Source organism: Turicibacter sp. H121 (assembly GCF_001543345.1).
Classification (GTDB): Bacteria; Bacillota_I; Bacilli_A; order MOL361; family Turicibacteraceae; genus Turicibacter; species Turicibacter bilis.
The window spans coordinates 1,595,763-1,614,965 of record NZ_CP013476.1; the positions used below are offsets into that span (position 1 = coordinate 1,595,763).

A 19,203-nucleotide genomic window follows, 5' to 3' on the forward strand; every position below is an offset into this window, starting at 1 on the left:
GATAGGGTTTTTATTAGTTTATAGAAATACTCAATTACTAGATAGGGGTAGTCATTTTTTATATTGTAACAAATGTTACTGCTTCTATAGTTATTCTGTATTCATACTTTAATTATGACGGGATTGATATCAATCATTTATCAATGTATAAAAGCTTGAATATTTAATTATATCTTGAACAAGTAATCCATATAATTTGGGAGATTTTCATTGTATAAGGATATATGTTTTAATACCATAATATAGAGCTAATAGAAGGATCTAGTTTTTTCTTGATTTGACAAACTTGTTTAACAAAATAAGGGAAAATAGCGAAAAACGAACAAATTGTGTTTTTTTGCCTTAAAAATATGTTCTTTATGTATAAAAAATGTATTAAACTGAACTTTAGACTGGCTTGGCGGTTGACCTTCTTTTTGCCCACGTGCTATGATAAGCACGTCGTAAGCTCACTCTAGAAAGATTACTTGCTTGTTTATCGGACGTAAAGAAGGAGGTGAACTGTTGCTAAAAGGCTCACCCCCATATGAATGGTATGGTAGTTATTTTAGGCAACAGGCGCATGAGATGAAACGAGATCTAATTGCATTTATTATGTCATTATGCGTAATTGTAGTTGGAATCTACGCTGTCATGCAATCCAACTTGAAGGAAGTAAACATCAATGATAATGGAGAGCTGAATACATTCACCACATATCAGCAAACGGTGGATGGCTTGCTTAAAGAGCAAGGAATAAGAGTTGGAAATTTCGATGATATGAATGTAAGTTTTGACGATCAAGTCTACGATGGAATGGACATCGAGATTAATCGTGCACAATCCGTAGTTATTAATGATGGCGGAATCAAAACTTTAGTCATGACAACAGAATCAACAGTAGACGATGTATTAAAACAACGTAGTATTGAACTAAGTTCAAATGATGAGATTTCAGTCGCTAAAACTTCTTTAGTTGAAGGAGATATGGAGATTGAAATTACACGTGTAGAAAAAGCATACGAATCAGTGTTTGAAGAAATAAATTTAGATACAGAGTATGTTTACACAGACGACATTCCACAAGGGGAACAAGAAGTATGGAATGAAGGTTCGCCAAAAGTAGTCGAACACGTCATCGAAAAGGTTTATAAGAATGGAGAACAGGTCGAAGAAACTGAAGTAAAGGCGAATGTAGTTGACGAAGGTCAAACTAAAACGATTGCAATTGGAACGGGTCCAATTACATCTTTCGTTGCTAATATGACTGCATATGATACAAACTGTGCAGGATGTGGAACACGAGTTGCGTGTAAACCATACCCAGATATTAGCTCAACCATTTACTATAATGATAGTACATATGGTTCAGTTCGTATTGTTGCCGCTGGACAAGATTATCCATGTGGCACAATTGTAGATATTGATGGTATTGGTAAAGCGATTGTTTTAGATCGCGGAAGTGCCATTACTGGAAATGATTTAGATTTACTGGTCAACACAAATCCATGGGATTTTGGCCGAAAGTACAAACAAACTAAAGTCCTCAGATTGGGCTGGTAATCTTTCGTTTACGGAGCGTAGTAGCCGTTTAAATTTTATATGCTTATAGAGGGATGGACAGTTAGTGAAAGTTCTTACGACAATCAATAATTTAGGTCATTAGCTGAAGCTATAAAAGGTGAATACGTGTTTTCGTAAATATTCTGAAAAAGTCCGCTGACTTTAACGACGATCGGTTAAAGTTAGCGGGCTTTTTTATATATATAAGTCCAGATAAGTTTTTCAGATCATAAAAACTTTTATCTGGACTATAGGATGCTTTTGTATTAAAGTAATTCACTAACTAAGGCTAGTGTAGAATTATAAAATACATTTCTATTTCTATATAGTTACCAAAATATTGAGTGAATAATTCATATTAATGAAATCCTTAAATATGAATTCAATTTACAACAATTACTAAAAATGTTGTGATAGAGTTGACTTATGATACAATAGAGTTGGCTAGATTGAGGAGGGTGTAGCATGGATCAAAAGAAGGATCTAAATTCAAATCATGAAATAATTGATGAACAAGAAGTGATTGAAAATCTTTTAGATGGAAATGCTAAGCAAAGTAATAGTCAAAAACAAAAGGGTCCTGAAGATATAAAGCAACCCCAAGTTATTTATACAAAACAGGTTGGCTGTTTTGATATGAGGTCAATTGGCATTAATCTAATTGTTTATACATTAGTTTTAATGGTAACGAGTGGATGGTTTCAAGGGTTTTATATTGCTAGTTTTTGGGATGCCTTAAATACAGCGATAGTTATGACCGTTTTAAATATTATTTTAAAGCCGATTATTGTCATTTTAACTTTACCATTAACCATCATGACCTTTGGACTATTTTATGTTGTGGTGAATGGATTTTTACTCTGGGTTGCAGATTATTTAATGGGACCTTCATTTGAGATTAATTCTTTTGGGCTAGCTATTTTAGCTTCAGTCTTTATTTCATTGTTACGAATGGGAATTAATCACTATATTTTAAAGGAAGATTCTTTAAAAATTAATATCTAGTCACACATGAATTATCAACACATGTTATGATTAGACGGAATTCTCTAATAGTCATTAGACATGTAATCAAATTTTGGTGGTGAATAAGTTATGAATGTAGTAACAGTTCAGGATTTAGTACAAGAATTAAAATTAGAGGTTGTAACGGAAAATCTTTCGTTAGATCGTCCAATCACAGAACAAATGTTATCTCGTCCTGGGATGGAGTTAACAGGTGTTGTTGAGTACTTCCGAGATAGTGCTAAACGTCGTGTTCAAATTATTGGGACAAAGGAGTGGTTATATCTTCAATCACTAGAGAGTGAGGTTCGTCGTGAACGAGCTCGTGTATTGTTTACAGATGAAACGCCAGTTATTATCTTTTCTAAAAACTTTGAGATCCCGCAAGAGATGATTGAACTATCAGAACAAACGAAAGTTCCTTTATTACGAAGTGAGAAGGAAACAACAGTATTATTCACAGCAATCTCAAACTATTTAGAAGAAGCTTTATCTCCAATTGAATCAGTACATGGTGTATTAGTCGATGTAAATGGGATTGGGGTATTAATTACAGGAAAAAGTAGTATCGGGAAGAGTGAGACAGCTTTAGAATTAATTCATCGTGGACATCAATTAATTGCTGATGACCGTGTAGATATCTTTGAGAAAGAGCCAGGACTTGTTGTTGGACGAGCCCCAGAGTTATTACAACAATTCATCGAAGTACGTGGGATTGGGATTATTAATGTTGTAGAAATGTTTGGAGCTCGTGCTTACCGTCATAAAAAGCGTGTAACATTAATGATTGAATTAGAGGACTGGAATAACGAGAAAATCTATAATCGTATTGGATTATCAGATGAAACAACACGTCTGTTTAATACTGATATTACAAAGATTACAATTCCAGTACGCCCAGGACGTTCAATTGCTTCATTAATTGAAGTAGCAGCAATGAATCATCGCTTAAAAGTCATGGGGTATAACGCAGCAGAAGCATTTACAAATCAATTAAATCAATATATACAAACCAAGAGTAATAGTTAGTTCAGGTGAGGACATAGGAGCCTCACTTTTAAACTAATTAAAAATGGAGGAGATAGGTGTGGATCATTCAACGATTGAACCTTTAAATCGTGTGTTTTTACAACTAGGGCCAATAACAATTTACTGGTATGCCGTATTCATTATGTCCGGCGTAGCTTTAGGTCTTTTCTTAGCTATTAGAGAAGGAAAGAAAATGGGAATTAACTCAGAATTCTTTTATGATTTGGTTACTTACGGGTTACCTATTTCTATTATAGGAGCACGAATTTATTATGTTGCTTTTAGCTGGGATTACTATTCGTCACATCCAGAAGATATTATTAAGATTTGGCAAGGTGGAATTGCGATTCATGGAGCCATTATTGCAGCCTTTATCTTTGGATATTTCTTCTGTAAAAAACGTAAAGTTTCTTTTTGGCTAGTGGCAGATATTGCTTCAGTTAGCTTTATCATTGCACAAGCAATTGGTCGCTGGGGAAACTTTATGAATCAAGAGGCACATGGTGGTGTTGTTCCTGGGGCTACCTTAGATGCTCAACGTGAATTTTTACAATCTTTGTTTATTCCAGATTTTATTGTAAATAATATGTATATTAATGAAGCCTATTATCATCCAACCTTCTTATATGAATCGTTATGGAATATGGTCGGATTCTTATTTATTGTCTTTGTTTTAAGAAAGTTACCGAAATTATTAGTGGGAGAAATTGCAGCTTTTTATGCGGTCTGGTATTCCATTGGACGATATATGGTTGAAGGGATGCGTACTGACAGCCTAATGTTAACAGAATCAATTCGTATGGCCCAATTTATTTCAATTACAACTATTGTATTAGTTCTGATTCTTGTCATATATAGACGCCTTGCTAAGAAGAACTTAATAACATATCAAAGTTTCTATGTGAAAAACAGTCATAAAGAGTAGAAAAATAAAATATGATAAGATAGAGATTAATAATCGAGGAGGAACAAATGCTAAAAGCTATTTTGTTTGATTTAGATGGAACGATATTAAATACGAATAATCTTATTTTTAATTCTTTTCGCCAAGCGTTTGAGGAACTCCTTTCTGATCGCACGTTGAGTGATGATGAGATTATCGATTGTATTGGTCCAACGCTTCAACAGACAGGTGAAAAATATTGTCCAGAAAATCCAGAAAAGTTTGTTGAATGTTATCGTAAATATTATCAAAATAATCATGATGAGATGATTGAAGTCTTTCCAGGTATTATTGAAATGCTACAGGCTTTAAAAGGATTAGGATTAAGATTAGTCATCGTCACCTCAAAGAAGCGTGATATGACGCTTAAAGGATTAAAATGCCTGAAGATGTTTGATTACTTTGATTTAATTGTTTCATCTGACGATATTCTTCATCCAAAACCACATCCTGAACCGATTGAAACAGTTTTAAAATATTATCATTTAAATCGAGATGAATGTTTGATGGTTGGCGATAATTCACATGATATTGAATGTGCGAACCACGCAGGAGTTAAAAGTGTTGCAGTTGGGTGGGCGATGCGAGGTGCAGATTATTTGAAAACCTATAATCCTACTTATATAATAAATGAAGCAAAAGACTTACTAAATGTTGTGAAAAAGGAAGGTGTTTAGAATGGAAAAGATTTATGATTTAGCGATTATCGGCGCTGGTCCTGCAGGAATGACAGCAGCTATTTATGCAGCTCGTGCTAGTTTATCTGTTGTGATGATTGAACGTGGAGCACCAGGTGGCCAAATGGTGAATACATTTGAGATTGAAAACTATACAGGATTTGAAAAAATTTCGGGTCCAGATTTATCGATGAAAATGTTTGAACATGCTCAAGCGGCAGGGGCAGAATATGCATATGGAAATGTAGAAAATGTTACAGTTGCTGAGGACGGAACAAAAATTATTGATTGTGGTGACCATACAGTTCGTGCGAAAACAATTATCGTTGCAACAGGAACAAAACATCGCTTATTAAATGTCCCAGGTGAAAGTGAGTTATCTGGACGTGGAATTTCTTGGTGTGCTGTCTGTGATGGAGCATTCTTCCGTGGGAAAAAAGTTGTTGTGATTGGTGGGGGAGATTCGGCTGTTGAAGAAGCTATTTATTTAGCTGGATTAGTAGAGAAGGTAACAGTTATCCACCGTCGTGATGAATTACGTGCTCAAAAAATCTTACAAGAGCGTGCTTTTGCTGATGATAAGATTGAATTTGTTTGGGATTCAGTTGTTGAGTCATTTGAAGAAACGAATGGGAAATTAGGAGCAGTAAAAGTTAAGAATGTTAAAACAGATGAAGTTTCTGATATTGAAGCAGAGGGTGCCTTCATTTATATTGGATTAGATCCAATTACAGATATGATTAAAGAATTAGAAGTAACAGATGAGGCTGGATATATCACAGTTGATCATGCAATGATGACGCCTGTTCCTGGAGTATTTGCAGCGGGAGATGTTATTAGTAAAGAACTTCGCCAAGTAGTAACTGCTGTTAATGACGGTGCAATTGCAGCTCAATCTGCTTTCAAATATATTGAAACAAATCTTCGATAGTAATTAGAGATTATTAATAACTAACAAACACATCGCAAAATTAAATGTATCCTTTATATTAAGAAATTAATAAAAGTAATAAAAAGAAAACTTATAATCACTATTCATTTGATTACTAAGTTTTCTTTTTTATTTTTTGATAAAGAGGAGTGATAAAGTGGAATTTGTATTGGATGCATTCATCGATGCGCTAAAAATATGGCCGTTATTGGTTATAGTTTATGTTGTTTTTGAATTTATGGGAAATCAACGAACAACGTATTTAAAAAATCATCGTCTTGGTCCGGTACTTGGAGCTATTGGTGGATGTATTCCTCAATGTGGGGCTTCAGTAGCCGCTTCAAGTTTATATGCAGCTGGGAGCATTACGCTTGGAACGTTATTATCCGTTTTTATTTCAACTTCTGATGAGGCCATTCCGCTAATGTTAACGTATCGGGATCAAGGGGCGTTTATTATTTTATTGTTAGTGGTAAAGATTATTTATGCTATTTTGATTGGTAGCTTTGTGGATAAAGTTTTTGATGTCAAACCGAAGAGAAATACGTATAGCTTATTAAAGTGTTCAAAGGCATGTGATTGTCATGAATCTAATATAGTTATGAGTGCGATCCGTCGTTCATTAAAAGTAGTTGTCTTTTTATTTATTATGACTTGTTTGATGAATGTAGTTATTTGGGTTATTGGAGAGAATGTGCTTGAGCAGTGGTTGTTGAGAGCATATAAATGGCAACCTTTTATTTCAGCAGCTATTGGTTTAGTTCCTAATTGTGTTTCATCTATCTTGATTACGCAGCTTTACCTTGAAGGGATGATTAGTTTTGGAGCAGTTGTCGCGGGACTCTGTACAGGGGCAGGAGCAGGTTTATTAGTTTTATTTAAGGAAAATAGACCGATCTCGGAAAATTTAAAGATTGTTTGCGTGTTATACGTATTGAGTGTGGTTATTGGAGTGATATTAAATTGTTTAGTGATATTGAGTTAAAAGAATAATCATTGTATTAATTTTAACATATAATGTATAGTTGTTTTAGTATGATTATTTTTCTAATCACATGTAAATAGTACAGAGAAGTATACCATTCAATTGAGTCCACTATCATTTTTTCTATTTTCTTATTTATATGTTATAATATTCATAATGAAAGAGGGTGAAACGATGCGTGTAGCAAATAGTTTATTATTGAAAGATGATAAGATACTTCTTTTATTTAAACAAAGTCGACAAAAGTGGTTTTTACCAGGTGGAAAAGCTGAGTTTAGTGAAAATGTGCTTCAGACAGGTTGCCGTGAATTTTTTGAAGAGACAGGATTAAAGTTACAGAATGTGGAGCTAGGGGCTGTGACAACAGTTGTTGTTGAAGAAGAATCTAATCAAAAAGAATGGATGTTGTATACGATTAAAGGAACAGATGCAACTGGCGTGTTGAATAAGGTAAATCGTGAGGGAACGTTAGAGTGGCACGATATTGATAAAATTGATGAGTTACCGATGTTTGAAGGTGATCGTTTCATTATTAAGCATTTAATTAGTCATAATGGGCCGATGGTATCAACACAATTTTACACACCTTCGTATGATTTAATTAAAATTATATCAAGTTATGATGTTACGGTAGAAGCAGCGATTTAAATATTTTCAATAGAGGAAAGGGTATATCTAGATGAAAAAGATTAATTTATTAATTGTAACTGGAATGAGTGGCGCTGGAAAAAGTGTTGTATTAAATAGTCTAGAAGATGTTGGATATCATTGTATTGATAATTTTCCACCTAAATTGTTACCTAAGTTAACTGATTTGATTATGGGAACAAGTGAGCATGACGTTAATTTAGCTGTGGTTATTGATTTAAGATCATTAGATTTTGATTCCATTGATGAGATGTTATACTTTTTACAAGATAGTCATTTTGTTAATGTTCATGTTTTATATTTAGATGCTGATGATGCAACTTTAGTCAAGCGTTATAAAGAAACAAGACGCACACACCCATTATCACGTGATACAAATTTATTAGATGGTATTCATACTGAACGAGAATTATTAAAGCCGATCTTAGATATTTCAGATTTCAAGATTGATACAACAGGAGTAGCAGCTAAAGATTTAAAACAACAAATTATTACAAAGTATGGAAATATTGATAATGATTATTTCAGTGTGACTTTCATGTCATTTGGATTTAAACACGGAACACCAATTGACACGGATATTATGTTCGATGTTCGATTCTTACCGAATCCATTTTATATTGAATCAATGCGTCCACAAACAGGGTTAGATGAAAGTGTTTATGAATATGTTATGAGCTTTGAGGAAACAACGACGTTTTTAGCCAAGCTAATTGATTTGTTACAATTTTTAATTCCTAAGTATAAAGCTGAAGGGAAGTCGCAAGTGATTATTGGAATAGGATGTACAGGAGGACAACATCGTTCGGTAGCAATTGCGGAATATTTATCACATGCATTTGAAAATGATTATAAAACAAATGCAACACACCGCGATATTCACCGTGCGCATAAAAAGTAGGGGGAATAAGTATGGCAGAATATGATTTAAAAGTAGCGGTCATTGGTGGAGGAACCGGTTTATCAACTATTTTAAGAGGATTAAAAAGATACCCTATCGATATAACCGCAATTGTAACAGTAGCGGATGATGGAGGAAGTTCGGGTAGTTTAAGAACTGATTTTGATGTTCCCCCCCAGGAGATATTCGAAATGTTTTAGTTGCTTTATCTGAAGTTGAACCGCTTGTACAAGAGTTATTTCAGTATCGTTTTACGGGAGAGACAGATTTAGCAGGGCATCCAACTGGAAACCTATTAATTGCAGCGATGACGAATATTACAGGAGATTTTGCTTCGGCTATTCAAAAATTAAGTGAGGTTTTAAAAGTTAGAGGGCGTGTGTTACCAGTATGTAACACTCCATTGTGCTTGTGTGCCGAGTATGATGATGGTACAATCATTCAAGGCGAATCGCTCATTCCTACAATCGAAAAAAAAATTAAACGCGTTTATTATACAAAAGAAGATGCAAGAGCTCTTGATGAGGCTGTGGAGGCTATTATGGAAGCCGATTTAGTCTTATTAGGACCAGGAAGTTTATATACGAGTATTATTCCAAACTTGTTACTAGTTGAAATTTCGGAAGCACTTGTAAAAACATCCGCAGAATGCGTGTATTGTTGTAATATCATGACTCAGCCTGGAGAAACGACAGGATATAGTGCATCTGATCATGTGCTTGCACTTCATGAGCATGCAGGACATGCATTTATTGATAAAATCATTGTGAATGATGAAGAAATTGATGATGAAACTTATGAGCGTTATTGTGATCAACATTCTGATGTCGTTTTAATAGATGAAAAAAAATTACATAAAATGAATATTGAAGTTATTAAAAGTCGTTTAGTTTCTTACAATAATGTAGGTGAAGTTCGTCATAATACGAAAAAAGTAGCAGCGACTATCTTTTCGTTATTATTAGATATAGAGGAAAAAAGGGAGGGGTGATACAATGTCATTCGCTTCTGAAACGAAAAAAGAATTAGTTCAAATCCAGTCAGACGATTGTTGTGCGAAAGCAGAATTATCAGCCCTTATTCGAATGAATGGAGTTATTTCATTATCAAATAAAGGTTTAGTTCTTGATTTCGCAACAGAAAATGCAGCTATTGCACGTCGAACGTTACAATTAATTAAGCAATTATTTGATACTGAGGTTGACTTATTATCGAGAAAGAAGATGCAACTTAAGAAGAATAATGTTTATATTATTCGCATTAAGAAAAATGCTCGTGACATTGCAACTGAATTAGGAATTATGTCTGATACGGGATTTGTTTTAGGCATTGCTAAAAATTTAATTGAGTATGATTGTTGTAAGCGAGCGTATATGCGTGGAGCTTTTTTAGCAGGTGGTTCTGTTAATAATCCTGAAACGTCTTCATACCATTTTGAAATTTTTACACTAGATGAAGAGCATGCAGAGGATTTGAAAGACTTGTTAAATGTGTTTGATTTGAATGCGCGTGTGTTGCAACGTAAAAAAGGATACATCACTTATATTAAAGAAGCAGAAAAAATTAGTGATTTCTTACGTGCAATTGAAGCGTATAATGCAGTGTTAAACTTTGAAGATGTTCGAATTTTTAGAGATATTCGTAATTCAGAGAATCGTCTCAATAATTGTGAAATTGCGAATGAAACTAAAACCATTGCAGCTGCTCAGCGTCAAATTGATAATATTGAACTAATTGACCTTGTTTATGGAATAAATTCGTTACCAGAACGTTTGCAGTATGTCGCCAATTTGCGATTAGAGTTTCCTGAGGAAAACTTAAGTTATTTGAGTGAAATTGCTACGGAACGCGGGATGAAGTTGACTAAGTCAGGGATCAATCACCGTATGCGTAAATTATCAGAAATGGCTGAGGAAATTCGTGAAAATCAACAAAAACGTTCAGAAGAAAATTAAAACTAAAGCGAGATGATTCTTATTAATCGTTTCAACTTAGAAACAGAGGATTAAGCCTTATTTGTAATATTTAATTATGGATAAGGTTTTTATTATATACAATGATAACTGCATATAATAATATAATTCGCTCATACTAAAGATGATTTTGCACAAAAATAACAACCGCTTACATTAGTGATAATCTTGTACTTGTGAATTAAAGTTTAGTATACTATAAATTAGATAAGATGAAGGAGGTAACATTATGACTAAAAAACCTGTAGCATTAATTATTTTAGACGGTTTTGGTTTACGCGATGAAACAGCTGGAAATGCAGTTAAAGCAGCTAAAATGCCAAACTTAGATCGTTTATTCAATACATACCCTCATAATACATTAGAGGCGTCTGGATTAGGTGTTGGATTACCAGAAGGACAAATGGGTAACTCAGAAGTAGGTCACTTAAACTTAGGTGCTGGACGTATTGTTTATCAATCATTAACTCGCATTAACTTAGCAGTTAAAAACGGTGAGTTAAAGAATGATCCAGTTATCGCTGAAGGATGCAAGCATGCATTAGAAAATGATAAAAAAGTTCACGTGATGGGATTATTATCTCCAGGTGGAATTCATTCTCACAATGAACATATCTATGCATTAGTTGAAGCTGCAAAAGCTCAAGGTGCAAAAGAAGTTTATGTACATGCATTCTTAGATGGGCGTGACACTGCTCCAAAATCAGCTTTAGAATACGTAGAAGCTTTAGAAGCTAAATTAGCTGAAATCGGAATTGGAAAAGTAGCAACTGTTTCAGGACGTTACTATTCAATGGACCGCGATAAAAACTATGATCGTACTCAATTAGCTTACGATGCAATGACTCAAGGAACAGGTGAAAAATTCGAATCAGCTAAAGCTGGTGTTGAAGCTTCTTACAAAAACGATATCTTAGATGAATTCGTTGTTCCATTTGTTGTTGATGCAAACGGATTAATTCAAGATGGAGATACAGTAATCTTCGCTAACTTCCGTCCTGACCGTGCACAACAAATCGCAATCGCTTTATCAAATCCAGAAAACGTAGCGAACTATGCTAAAGAAGGTAAGCCAGCATTAGATCCATCTAAAGGACCTAAAGATGTTTACTTCATCTCAATGATGTCTTACGGAGATGCTGTTAAAGGACCGGTTGTCTTTGGATTACAAGATTTAGCTAATACTTACGGAGAAGTTATCTCAGCAAACGGATTAAAACAATTACGTATCGCTGAAACTGAAAAATACGCTCACGTAACATTCTTCTTCGACGGTGGAGTAGATAAAGAAATCGAAGGAGCAACTCGTGTATTAATTAACTCGCCAAAAGTTGCAACTTATGATTTAAAACCTGAAATGTCAGCTTACGAAGTAGCAGACGCTTGTGTTGCTGAAATCAACAAAGATATTCATGATACAATCATTTTAAACTTTGCTAACCCAGACATGGTTGGACACACTGGAGTATTCGATGCAACAGTTAAAGCATTAGAAGCTGTAGATGAGTGTTTAGGTAAAGTAGTAGATGCAATCATCGCTAAAGGTGGAGTTGCAATCATCACTGCTGACCATGGAAACGCTGAAAAATTAGAAGATGAAAATGGTGGAGCTTACACAGCTCATACATCTAATCCTGTTCCAGTAATCGTAACTAAAGAAGGAATCGAATTACGCGACGGTGGAAACTTAGGAGATTTAGCTCCTACAATGTTACAGTTATTAGGTGTAGAACAACCAGTTGAAATGACAGGAAAATCAATTATTAAATAATTGATTTAATAAGTTATAAAAGGACGTTGCTAATGAGCAGCGTCCTTTTTAATTTATCCTGTGTTTTAGACAAATGTTGATATTTAAAAACATTGATATTAACTACTGTATCTTGTAGTTACCGAACAATGATCTAAGTAAATTAGTATGTTTTAAAGAAATATCAACACTCTTTTAAAACAGAACCTTAATTTGTAATTTTTTAAAAATAAGGCCTTTTATTGTTAGTATATATTTATCACTCATCTGAGTTATTATAGTGATTAATCATTTTCATTTTTTAATTTGGAAAGGGGATAAAGCTCTTTAAAGATTTATAAGACTTCATCCGTAACTAATCTCTTTATAAAAAAGTTCTTCTTTACGAACCTCTCCATCAAACTAATCGTAGAGGACTTCTAAATCGTTTAAGTCTTTATAAGTAATAATATTAGCGTCGAGTTGAATCGTATCTGCAGTTGATTACCTTCATAATCAAATAAAGACTAGGTGTTAAAGACATTATACATCGTTTATAGGAGTTAAATAAGAGCCTTCCTTAATTTATTAGCTATTTTTCCTAATAAGAAAAATGTTTTTACCGATGAGATATCTAATTTAATAAGTTGTTTCTTTCATTATGCTAGCACTTTAAATGATTTAATCTTAATCTTTTGATTTAAGAGAGCCAGTTATTTTAAGTTAAAGTAGTATTTTTATTTTAAAAATAGGTAAAATGTGTTAAAATGTAATTGTAAAAAGCCAAGTTAGTTTAGTGGTAAAATAACGCAATGGTAATGCGTCGTCGCGAGTTCGATTCTCGCACTCGGCACCATTTTAGAATAATTGAGTCCAGCGTATGCTGGATTTTTTTATTTTTTTAATTTGAAGCATAAAAGTTGCTTATTTAGTTCATATTATTCACGGCATATAAATAAAACATTCGTTTTCATAATCACTGATGTGAACGTTATTTGGAATAGATTAGATTGGTTTAATTTATAAAAAAAATAGCGTTTACAAAGTAAAAATGTCTTTAATATGCAAAAAAATGTATTATAATAAGAAGTGTGAAAATTTTAGAAAAGAAGGAGATGTCATACATGCCTTATATTGTTGATGTATATGCTCGCGAAGTATTAGATTCTCGCGGAAATCCTACTGTTGAAGTAGAAGTAACAACTGAAAGTGGATCATTCGGACGTGCTTTAGTACCATCTGGAGCTTCTACAGGAATCTACGAAGCAGTTGAATTACGTGATGGAGATAAATCTCGTTACTTAGGAAAAGGTGTTTTAAACGCTGTTAAAAACGTTAACGACATCATCGCTCCTGAATTAGTTGGTATGGATGTTACTGACCAATGTGGAATCGACCGTTTAATGATCGCATTAGATGGAACTAAAAACAAAGGAAAATTAGGAGCTAACGCAATCTTAGGTGTATCTATGGCTGTTGCTCATGCTGCTGCTGATTTCGTTGGATTACCATTATACCGTTACTTAGGTGGATTCAACTCTAAAGAATTACCAACTCCAATGATGAACATCATCAACGGTGGAGAGCACGCTGACAACAACATCGACTTCCAAGAGTTCATGATCATGCCAGTTGGAGCTCCAACATTCAAAGAAGCTATCCGTATGGGAGCTGAAGTATTCCATGCATTAAAATCAGTATTACACGGTATGGGATTAAACACTGCAGTTGGTGATGAGGGTGGATTCGCTCCAAACTTAGAATCAAATGAAGCTGCTATCAAAGTTATCTTAGAAGCTATCGAAAAAGCTGGATATGTTCCAGGTAAAGACGTTATGATCGCTATGGACGTTGCTTCTTCTGAGTTCTACAAAGATGGAAAATACGTTTTAGCTGGTGAAGGTGGAAAAGTATTCACATCTGAAGAATTATGTGACTTCTACGCTGAATTATGCGAAAAATATCCAATCATCTCAATCGAAGACGGTTTAGACCAAGACGACTGGGCTGGATGGGATTACTTAACTAAGAAAATCGGAGATAAAGTGCAATTAGTTGGAGACGATTTCTTCGTAACTAACACTGAGCGTTTAGCTGAAGGTATCGAGAAAAACGTTGCAAACTCTATCTTAATCAAAGTTAACCAAATCGGTACATTAACTGAAACTTTCGAAGCTATTGAAATGGCTAAGAAAGCTGGATACACTGCAGTTGTATCTCACCGTTCTGGAGAAACTGAAGATGCTACAATCGCTGACATCGCAGTTGCTACAAACGCTGGACAAATTAAAACAGGTTCTATGTCTCGTACAGACCGTATTGCAAAATACAACCAATTATTACGTATCGAAGACGAATTAGGACAACAAGCTGTTTACAACGGAGTTAAATCATTCTACAACTTAAAAAAATAATTTAATTATTTTTTAAGAGAATGACTCTATCAAAACCTCTCTTCCTCCGACGAAGAGAGGTTTTTTTATGTATAAAAGTATCTTATTGTCTTAGATAATAGGTAATTATTTTTGGAAAGTATAAAAAATTGACTGCTATTATTATCGATCTGTATGATGGATGTCTTAGTACCGGAGTTTTTGATAGCTAAGGTTAATCCTAGAAATGCGACATAGATTTCACCTCATAGATATATATGAAGTTCTATCTTAAAATATATTCTTATTTTTTATCCAAAATAATACAATTATATTTAGAGTATGATAAACTAGTCATAGTTAAAACAAGGGGGAGTCTGATGAAACCATCACATGAATCTTTAAATTATAAATGGATTAATTATTTAATTATTTTGATTGGTGTACTAGTCGTTATCCATATTATTAAATTAATTTTCCCAATTCTTAAACCTGTTTTTTCAATGTTGAATATGATTATTTGCCCATTTTTAATTGCAATTTGTTTTGCCTATCTATTAAATCCACTCGTTGATTTCTTTTGCCGGTTAAAAATTAAACGTTCTTATTCGATCTTGATTACATTTATTTCAATTATTGGTGCAATTATCTATGCTATTTTTAGTCTCATTCCTTATTTAGTGGTTAACACTCAAGAGGTGATGAATCGAATTCCAGCATTAATGGAAAAGGTTCAGACATTACTTGATACGTGGCAATTTGATTATATGAATCTTTATGAGTACGATTTTAGCAAACTCTTTTCTCAAAACTCTCAATTATTTGAAATTTTTTCTAAGGTCTTAAATCAGATGGGGAATTGGATATCTTCATTTAGTAGTAGTTTTACCTTAGTACTAGGAATGATTTTTTTAGTTCCAGTTGTTTTATATTATATTTTAAAGAATTTTTATGAGATTCGAGATCAGATTAAGATTTTTTTAATTAAGCAGAAATGGAATAAAGTTTTTGAAGTATTAAAAGAATCAGAAGAAGTAGTTAAAGGCTATGTTTCTGGGACATTGTTAGTTTCATTAGCCTTATCAATCATTGCTTCGATTTATTTTTCAATTATAGGATTAGATAATGCCATCGTATTTGGAACATTAATCGGTTTTTTGAATATTATCCCTTATGTCGGTCAAATTATTGGAACGATTCCAGCTGCTATCTTTGGATTAATGGTTTCAGTTTGGACACCTGTTTATGTTGTTCTTGGAGTGATGGCCTTGAATTTTATTGAAGGGAATTTTATTAAACCCTTTGTCTTTTCAAAATCTATTGATTTCCATCCAATTATCTTATTAACACTTATTATTATTGGAGGACAAATTTTTGGAGTCGTTGGAATGATTTTTATTATCCCGATTGCAGGAATTTTAAAGATTGTTTGTCGTTATTCATTTGAAGCGTTAAAGGAATGGAAGCAAAAAGTTCGCGTATAGCGAACTTTTTTTGTCGAGTATTTAGAATAAATGAGAAGGCTACATATCGTCAGAATCCTTATCATACAGTTTAAAGACATTAAAAGGATTATAGTTGTAGTAGGGGGATCTGTTATATGGGAGTATTATTACAATACTTAGTTTTATCAATCATAGTTGTTGTATCATCCATTCGCATCTCATCCTGTGTGGATGAGTTGGATAAACAAACAAAAATGGGTGGGGCGTTAATAGGTGGAATTTTATTAGCAGGGGTGACATCGCTTCCTGAGTTAATTACTAGTATTTCCTCCACAACGATGTTAAATAATCCCGATTTAGCATTTGGTAATATTTTAGGAAGTAATGCATTTAATATTTTTATCTTAGCAGTTGGGAATTTGTTTTTTATAAAAGCTATGCTATTTAATCATACTGGAAAATCGAATACAAAAACAAATATTATTAGTACGGTTATTTACCTCATTATTTTATTTAGTTTTTATGAGTCTTCACCAGAAATGGTGCTTGACTAAATAAATGCTTATATTTACCTATAAAAAAACATCTAAAATCTTGTACTTTAGTAAGTGCGACCAAACTAAAGTTAGGAGATTTTAGATGCACTTACATCATATCAATGATTTAATTCAATTACAAGATGTTACAGTCAGTAACTATTATATTTCAGAAGATAATGTTTTAGTTTTAAGCCTGTGTCCAACAAAGAGTAAACAACCTTGTCCTTGTTGCCATACTCAAGCATTTGTTATTTGTAAAGGTAGCCGTCAAAAACTACGTCAAGTTAGACATTTACGTTGTTTCAATCGTGAAACCATTTTATTGATTCCGATGAAGCGTCTTTTCTGTAAACAGTGTGAAGTTTCTTTTACCTATCAATATGCATTTTTGACAGGGAAAACTCGCTATACAAACGATTATAAACGTGAACTTTCTAAACCGTTAGTCGGTACCACTGTTAAACAATTAACAGATACGTTTAAGGTCCCTTACTCAACTGGTGAACGCTTCATTAAGCAACATCTTGCTCATTTAATTCCGTCTATTCAAAGAAAAGTGATCGCTGCTGCTCAAGGATCAACTCGGCTCATATTAGGCATTGATGATTTTGCGATTCGAAAAGGTCATACTTATAATACAGGATTTCATGACCTAAGAAATGGTAACCTGTTAACATTAGTTATGGGAAGAACTTATCAAACGTTAATTCAAAATCAAGTCTTAATGAAGCAACTCAAAGAGTTGAAACCCTACGCTGTTGTGATGGATTTAGCACGTTCTTATCACAAGTTTGTTGCTGAAGTTTTTCCTGATGCTATCCGAATTGCTGACCGATTTCATGTGAATCGTTATCTAACAGATGCCTTACAGGCTGTGAGAAGACGGATTAGTTTATCGCTAACACCGGAAAGTCGTAAATATTTGAAACGAAATAAAAACCTTATCGGTAAACGATATGATTCTTTGAGCGAGAAAGAAGAACGAAAATTAGGAAAACTTCTAAGCTATTCAAAAGAACTGACGGAAGTGTATGCCATTAAAGAATCACTGATTAATTGGTATGAATTAAGTGATGAAACAAATTCTTATAGACGTTTAATTCAATGGATTGCTCGAGCTAAAGCCCTAAATATTCCTGAATTAACTGAAGCACTTAAACCTTTTGAAAATTGGACAGAAGAAATTTCTAATTACCATAAGTGTCGTTACACAAATGGTTCAGTAGAAGGACGAAATAATAAAATTAAAACATTAATTCGAAGAAGTTATTTTCTTCCGAATCGAACGATCTATGAGAATAGAATCTTGTTGGAATGTAATGAACGATTTTTTATAGATGAATTAAGTGTCAAGAACCAATTTTGGTGTTGAGCCTTTTTTATAGTTTGACGATGGGGCGCATTGGTCATGTAGGTATTTCATCCATCTTTATCGGTATCTTATATTATATTAATTTAAGATTAATCTCAGATGAAGAAGACGCTAATAGTAGCTGTGATCAATCATGTTGTTCTTTACCTCTATTGATTTTTCAATTTATTTTTTGGGCTATCGTTCTTGTATTTTCGAGTCTGTTCATTTCTATTACAACAGATAAAATTGCTCAATCAACGGGAATTGGATCCTCGTTTATTGGAGCGATGTTCTTAGGAGTTGCAACATCCTTGCCGGAAATGACAAGCTTGATTAGTCTAATTCGTTTAAAGAATTATGATTTAGCAGTTGGGAATATTGTAGGAAGTAATTTATTTAATTTCGCTATTATTGCTTTGACTGATTTATTCTACTTATCGGGGAGTATTTTTGAAATTGCGGATACTTCTAATACATTACTTGTGATTGTTGGATTAAGTGAGTCGATTATTTTAACTTATATGCTTGTCAGAAAAGAAGTTAAGAATTTAATTTTATACGCTTTACCTTCTTTAATGATTGTTGGAATATATTTCTATTATATTGTCGCATCCTTAAATAATGGTTGAAATTGTATGTAGGATATGGTACAGTTTTGTTATAGTCTAAGGAGGGTTTAGGATGTTTCAATACGGTGTTGTAGATGTTTTATTTATGATTGTCTCTGTAATCCTAATTATTTTAGTAGCCTTACAAAGTTCTAAACAAGGGTTAAGTGATTCTCTTTCTGGTGGCAATAGTGAATTGTTTAAAAATCAAAAAGAACGTGGAGCAGAAGCTTATATTGTTCGTGCGACATATATCTGTTCAGTGATTTTCTTAATCTTAGGGTTAATTATTTTTATGAAGTAATAGATGACTCATATTCAATTAGAATATGAGTTTTTTTATTTTTAGTCTATTTTTAATAAAGGTTATGTAGGGTCTAAGAGATATAAAAGGTATATTTGAGGAGCGTTTAAATGATGATCATTCAGCCGTTCTTTATTGTTTTGATTTAATATTTCTATGATCTTAGCCTACATTTAATTCCCTATATCAGAATGATTTTAAGTAATGAGATTAGTCAC

Annotated in this window: 17 protein-coding genes, 1 tRNA gene and 1 pseudogene; all 19 read left to right on the top strand. The window is 33.4% G+C overall.

Annotated elements, in window-relative coordinates:
* The first annotated feature begins 504 nt into the window (after positions 1–504).
* The 19 genes and pseudogenes from AT726_RS07675 (at position 505) to secG (ending at position 18,985) form a co-directional block, all read left to right on the top strand.
* Entirely contained in the window at positions 505–1,542 is a 1,038-nt protein-coding gene (locus tag AT726_RS07675; protein ID WP_237252705.1) for a 3D domain-containing protein, read from the top strand.
* 465 nt (positions 1,543–2,007) lie between these two features.
* Positions 2,008–2,547, top strand: a complete 540-nt coding sequence (locus AT726_RS07680; RefSeq protein ID WP_055241987.1) for a phage holin family protein — start codon at positions 2,008–2,010, stop codon at positions 2,545–2,547.
* Positions 2,548–2,637: 90 nt separating this feature from the next.
* Entirely contained in the window at positions 2,638–3,576 is a 939-nt protein-coding gene (gene hprK / locus AT726_RS07685) for an HPr(Ser) kinase/phosphatase (RefSeq protein WP_055241985.1), read from the top strand.
* Between the two features lie 58 nt (positions 3,577–3,634).
* Entirely contained in the window at positions 3,635–4,501 is an 867-nt protein-coding gene (lgt, locus tag AT726_RS07690) for a prolipoprotein diacylglyceryl transferase (protein WP_055241983.1), read from the top strand.
* 47 nt (positions 4,502–4,548) lie between these two features.
* The gene (ppaX, locus tag AT726_RS07695; RefSeq protein WP_068759330.1) at positions 4,549–5,196 is read left to right on the top strand and encodes a pyrophosphatase PpaX; all 648 of its coding nucleotides are present in this window, start codon (positions 4,549–4,551) and stop codon (positions 5,194–5,196) included.
* 1 nt (position 5,197) lies between these two features.
* Entirely contained in the window at positions 5,198–6,127 is a 930-nt protein-coding gene (trxB, locus tag AT726_RS07700) for a thioredoxin-disulfide reductase (RefSeq protein ID WP_055241979.1), read from the top strand.
* A 157-nt stretch (positions 6,128–6,284) separates the two neighbouring features.
* Entirely contained in the window at positions 6,285–7,112 is an 828-nt protein-coding gene (locus tag AT726_RS07705) for a putative manganese transporter (RefSeq protein WP_055304830.1), read from the top strand.
* A 174-nt stretch (positions 7,113–7,286) separates the two neighbouring features.
* On the top strand, positions 7,287–7,760 hold the full coding sequence (locus AT726_RS07710) for an NUDIX domain-containing protein (RefSeq protein WP_055241975.1): 474 nt from the start codon (positions 7,287–7,289) through the stop codon (positions 7,758–7,760).
* A 31-nt stretch (positions 7,761–7,791) separates the two neighbouring features.
* Positions 7,792–8,661, top strand: coding sequence for an RNase adapter RapZ (gene rapZ / locus AT726_RS07715; protein ID WP_055276016.1), 870 nt, complete (start codon positions 7,792–7,794; stop codon positions 8,659–8,661).
* 11 nt (positions 8,662–8,672) lie between these two features.
* Positions 8,673–9,652, top strand: a pseudogene (locus AT726_RS07720) (gluconeogenesis factor YvcK family protein).
* A gap of 4 nt (positions 9,653–9,656) precedes the next feature.
* Positions 9,657–10,616: a DNA-binding protein WhiA gene (whiA, locus tag AT726_RS07725; protein WP_055276020.1), complete on the top strand. Its 960-nt coding sequence runs from the start codon at positions 9,657–9,659 to the stop codon at positions 10,614–10,616.
* Positions 10,617–10,863: 247 nt separating this feature from the next.
* Complete coding sequence (gene gpmI / locus AT726_RS07730) at positions 10,864–12,405, top strand: 2,3-bisphosphoglycerate-independent phosphoglycerate mutase (RefSeq protein WP_055276022.1); 1,542 nt, start codon at positions 10,864–10,866, stop codon at positions 12,403–12,405.
* Positions 12,406–13,145: 740 nt separating this feature from the next.
* Positions 13,146–13,219, top strand: a tRNA-Thr gene (locus tag AT726_RS07735).
* Between the two features lie 268 nt (positions 13,220–13,487).
* The gene (gene eno / locus AT726_RS07740) at positions 13,488–14,777 is read left to right on the top strand and encodes a phosphopyruvate hydratase (RefSeq protein ID WP_006785196.1); all 1,290 of its coding nucleotides are present in this window, start codon (positions 13,488–13,490) and stop codon (positions 14,775–14,777) included.
* A 338-nt stretch (positions 14,778–15,115) separates the two neighbouring features.
* Positions 15,116–16,219 carry an AI-2E family transporter gene (locus tag AT726_RS07745; RefSeq protein WP_055241965.1) on the top strand — a complete coding sequence of 368 codons (1,104 nt, stop codon included), beginning with the start codon at positions 15,116–15,118 and terminating at the stop codon, positions 16,217–16,219.
* A 116-nt stretch (positions 16,220–16,335) separates the two neighbouring features.
* Positions 16,336–16,734: a hypothetical protein gene (locus tag AT726_RS07750; protein ID WP_068759331.1), complete on the top strand. Its 399-nt coding sequence runs from the start codon at positions 16,336–16,338 to the stop codon at positions 16,732–16,734.
* An 85-nt stretch (positions 16,735–16,819) separates the two neighbouring features.
* Complete coding sequence (locus tag AT726_RS07755) at positions 16,820–18,091, top strand: ISL3 family transposase (protein WP_068759332.1); 1,272 nt, start codon at positions 16,820–16,822, stop codon at positions 18,089–18,091.
* A gap of 20 nt (positions 18,092–18,111) precedes the next feature.
* Complete coding sequence (locus AT726_RS07760) at positions 18,112–18,702, top strand: sodium:calcium antiporter (RefSeq protein WP_068759333.1); 591 nt, start codon at positions 18,112–18,114, stop codon at positions 18,700–18,702.
* 52 nt (positions 18,703–18,754) lie between these two features.
* On the top strand, positions 18,755–18,985 hold the full coding sequence (secG, locus tag AT726_RS07765; RefSeq protein ID WP_055241961.1) for a preprotein translocase subunit SecG: 231 nt from the start codon (positions 18,755–18,757) through the stop codon (positions 18,983–18,985).
* Positions 18,986–19,203 lie beyond the last annotated feature (218 nt).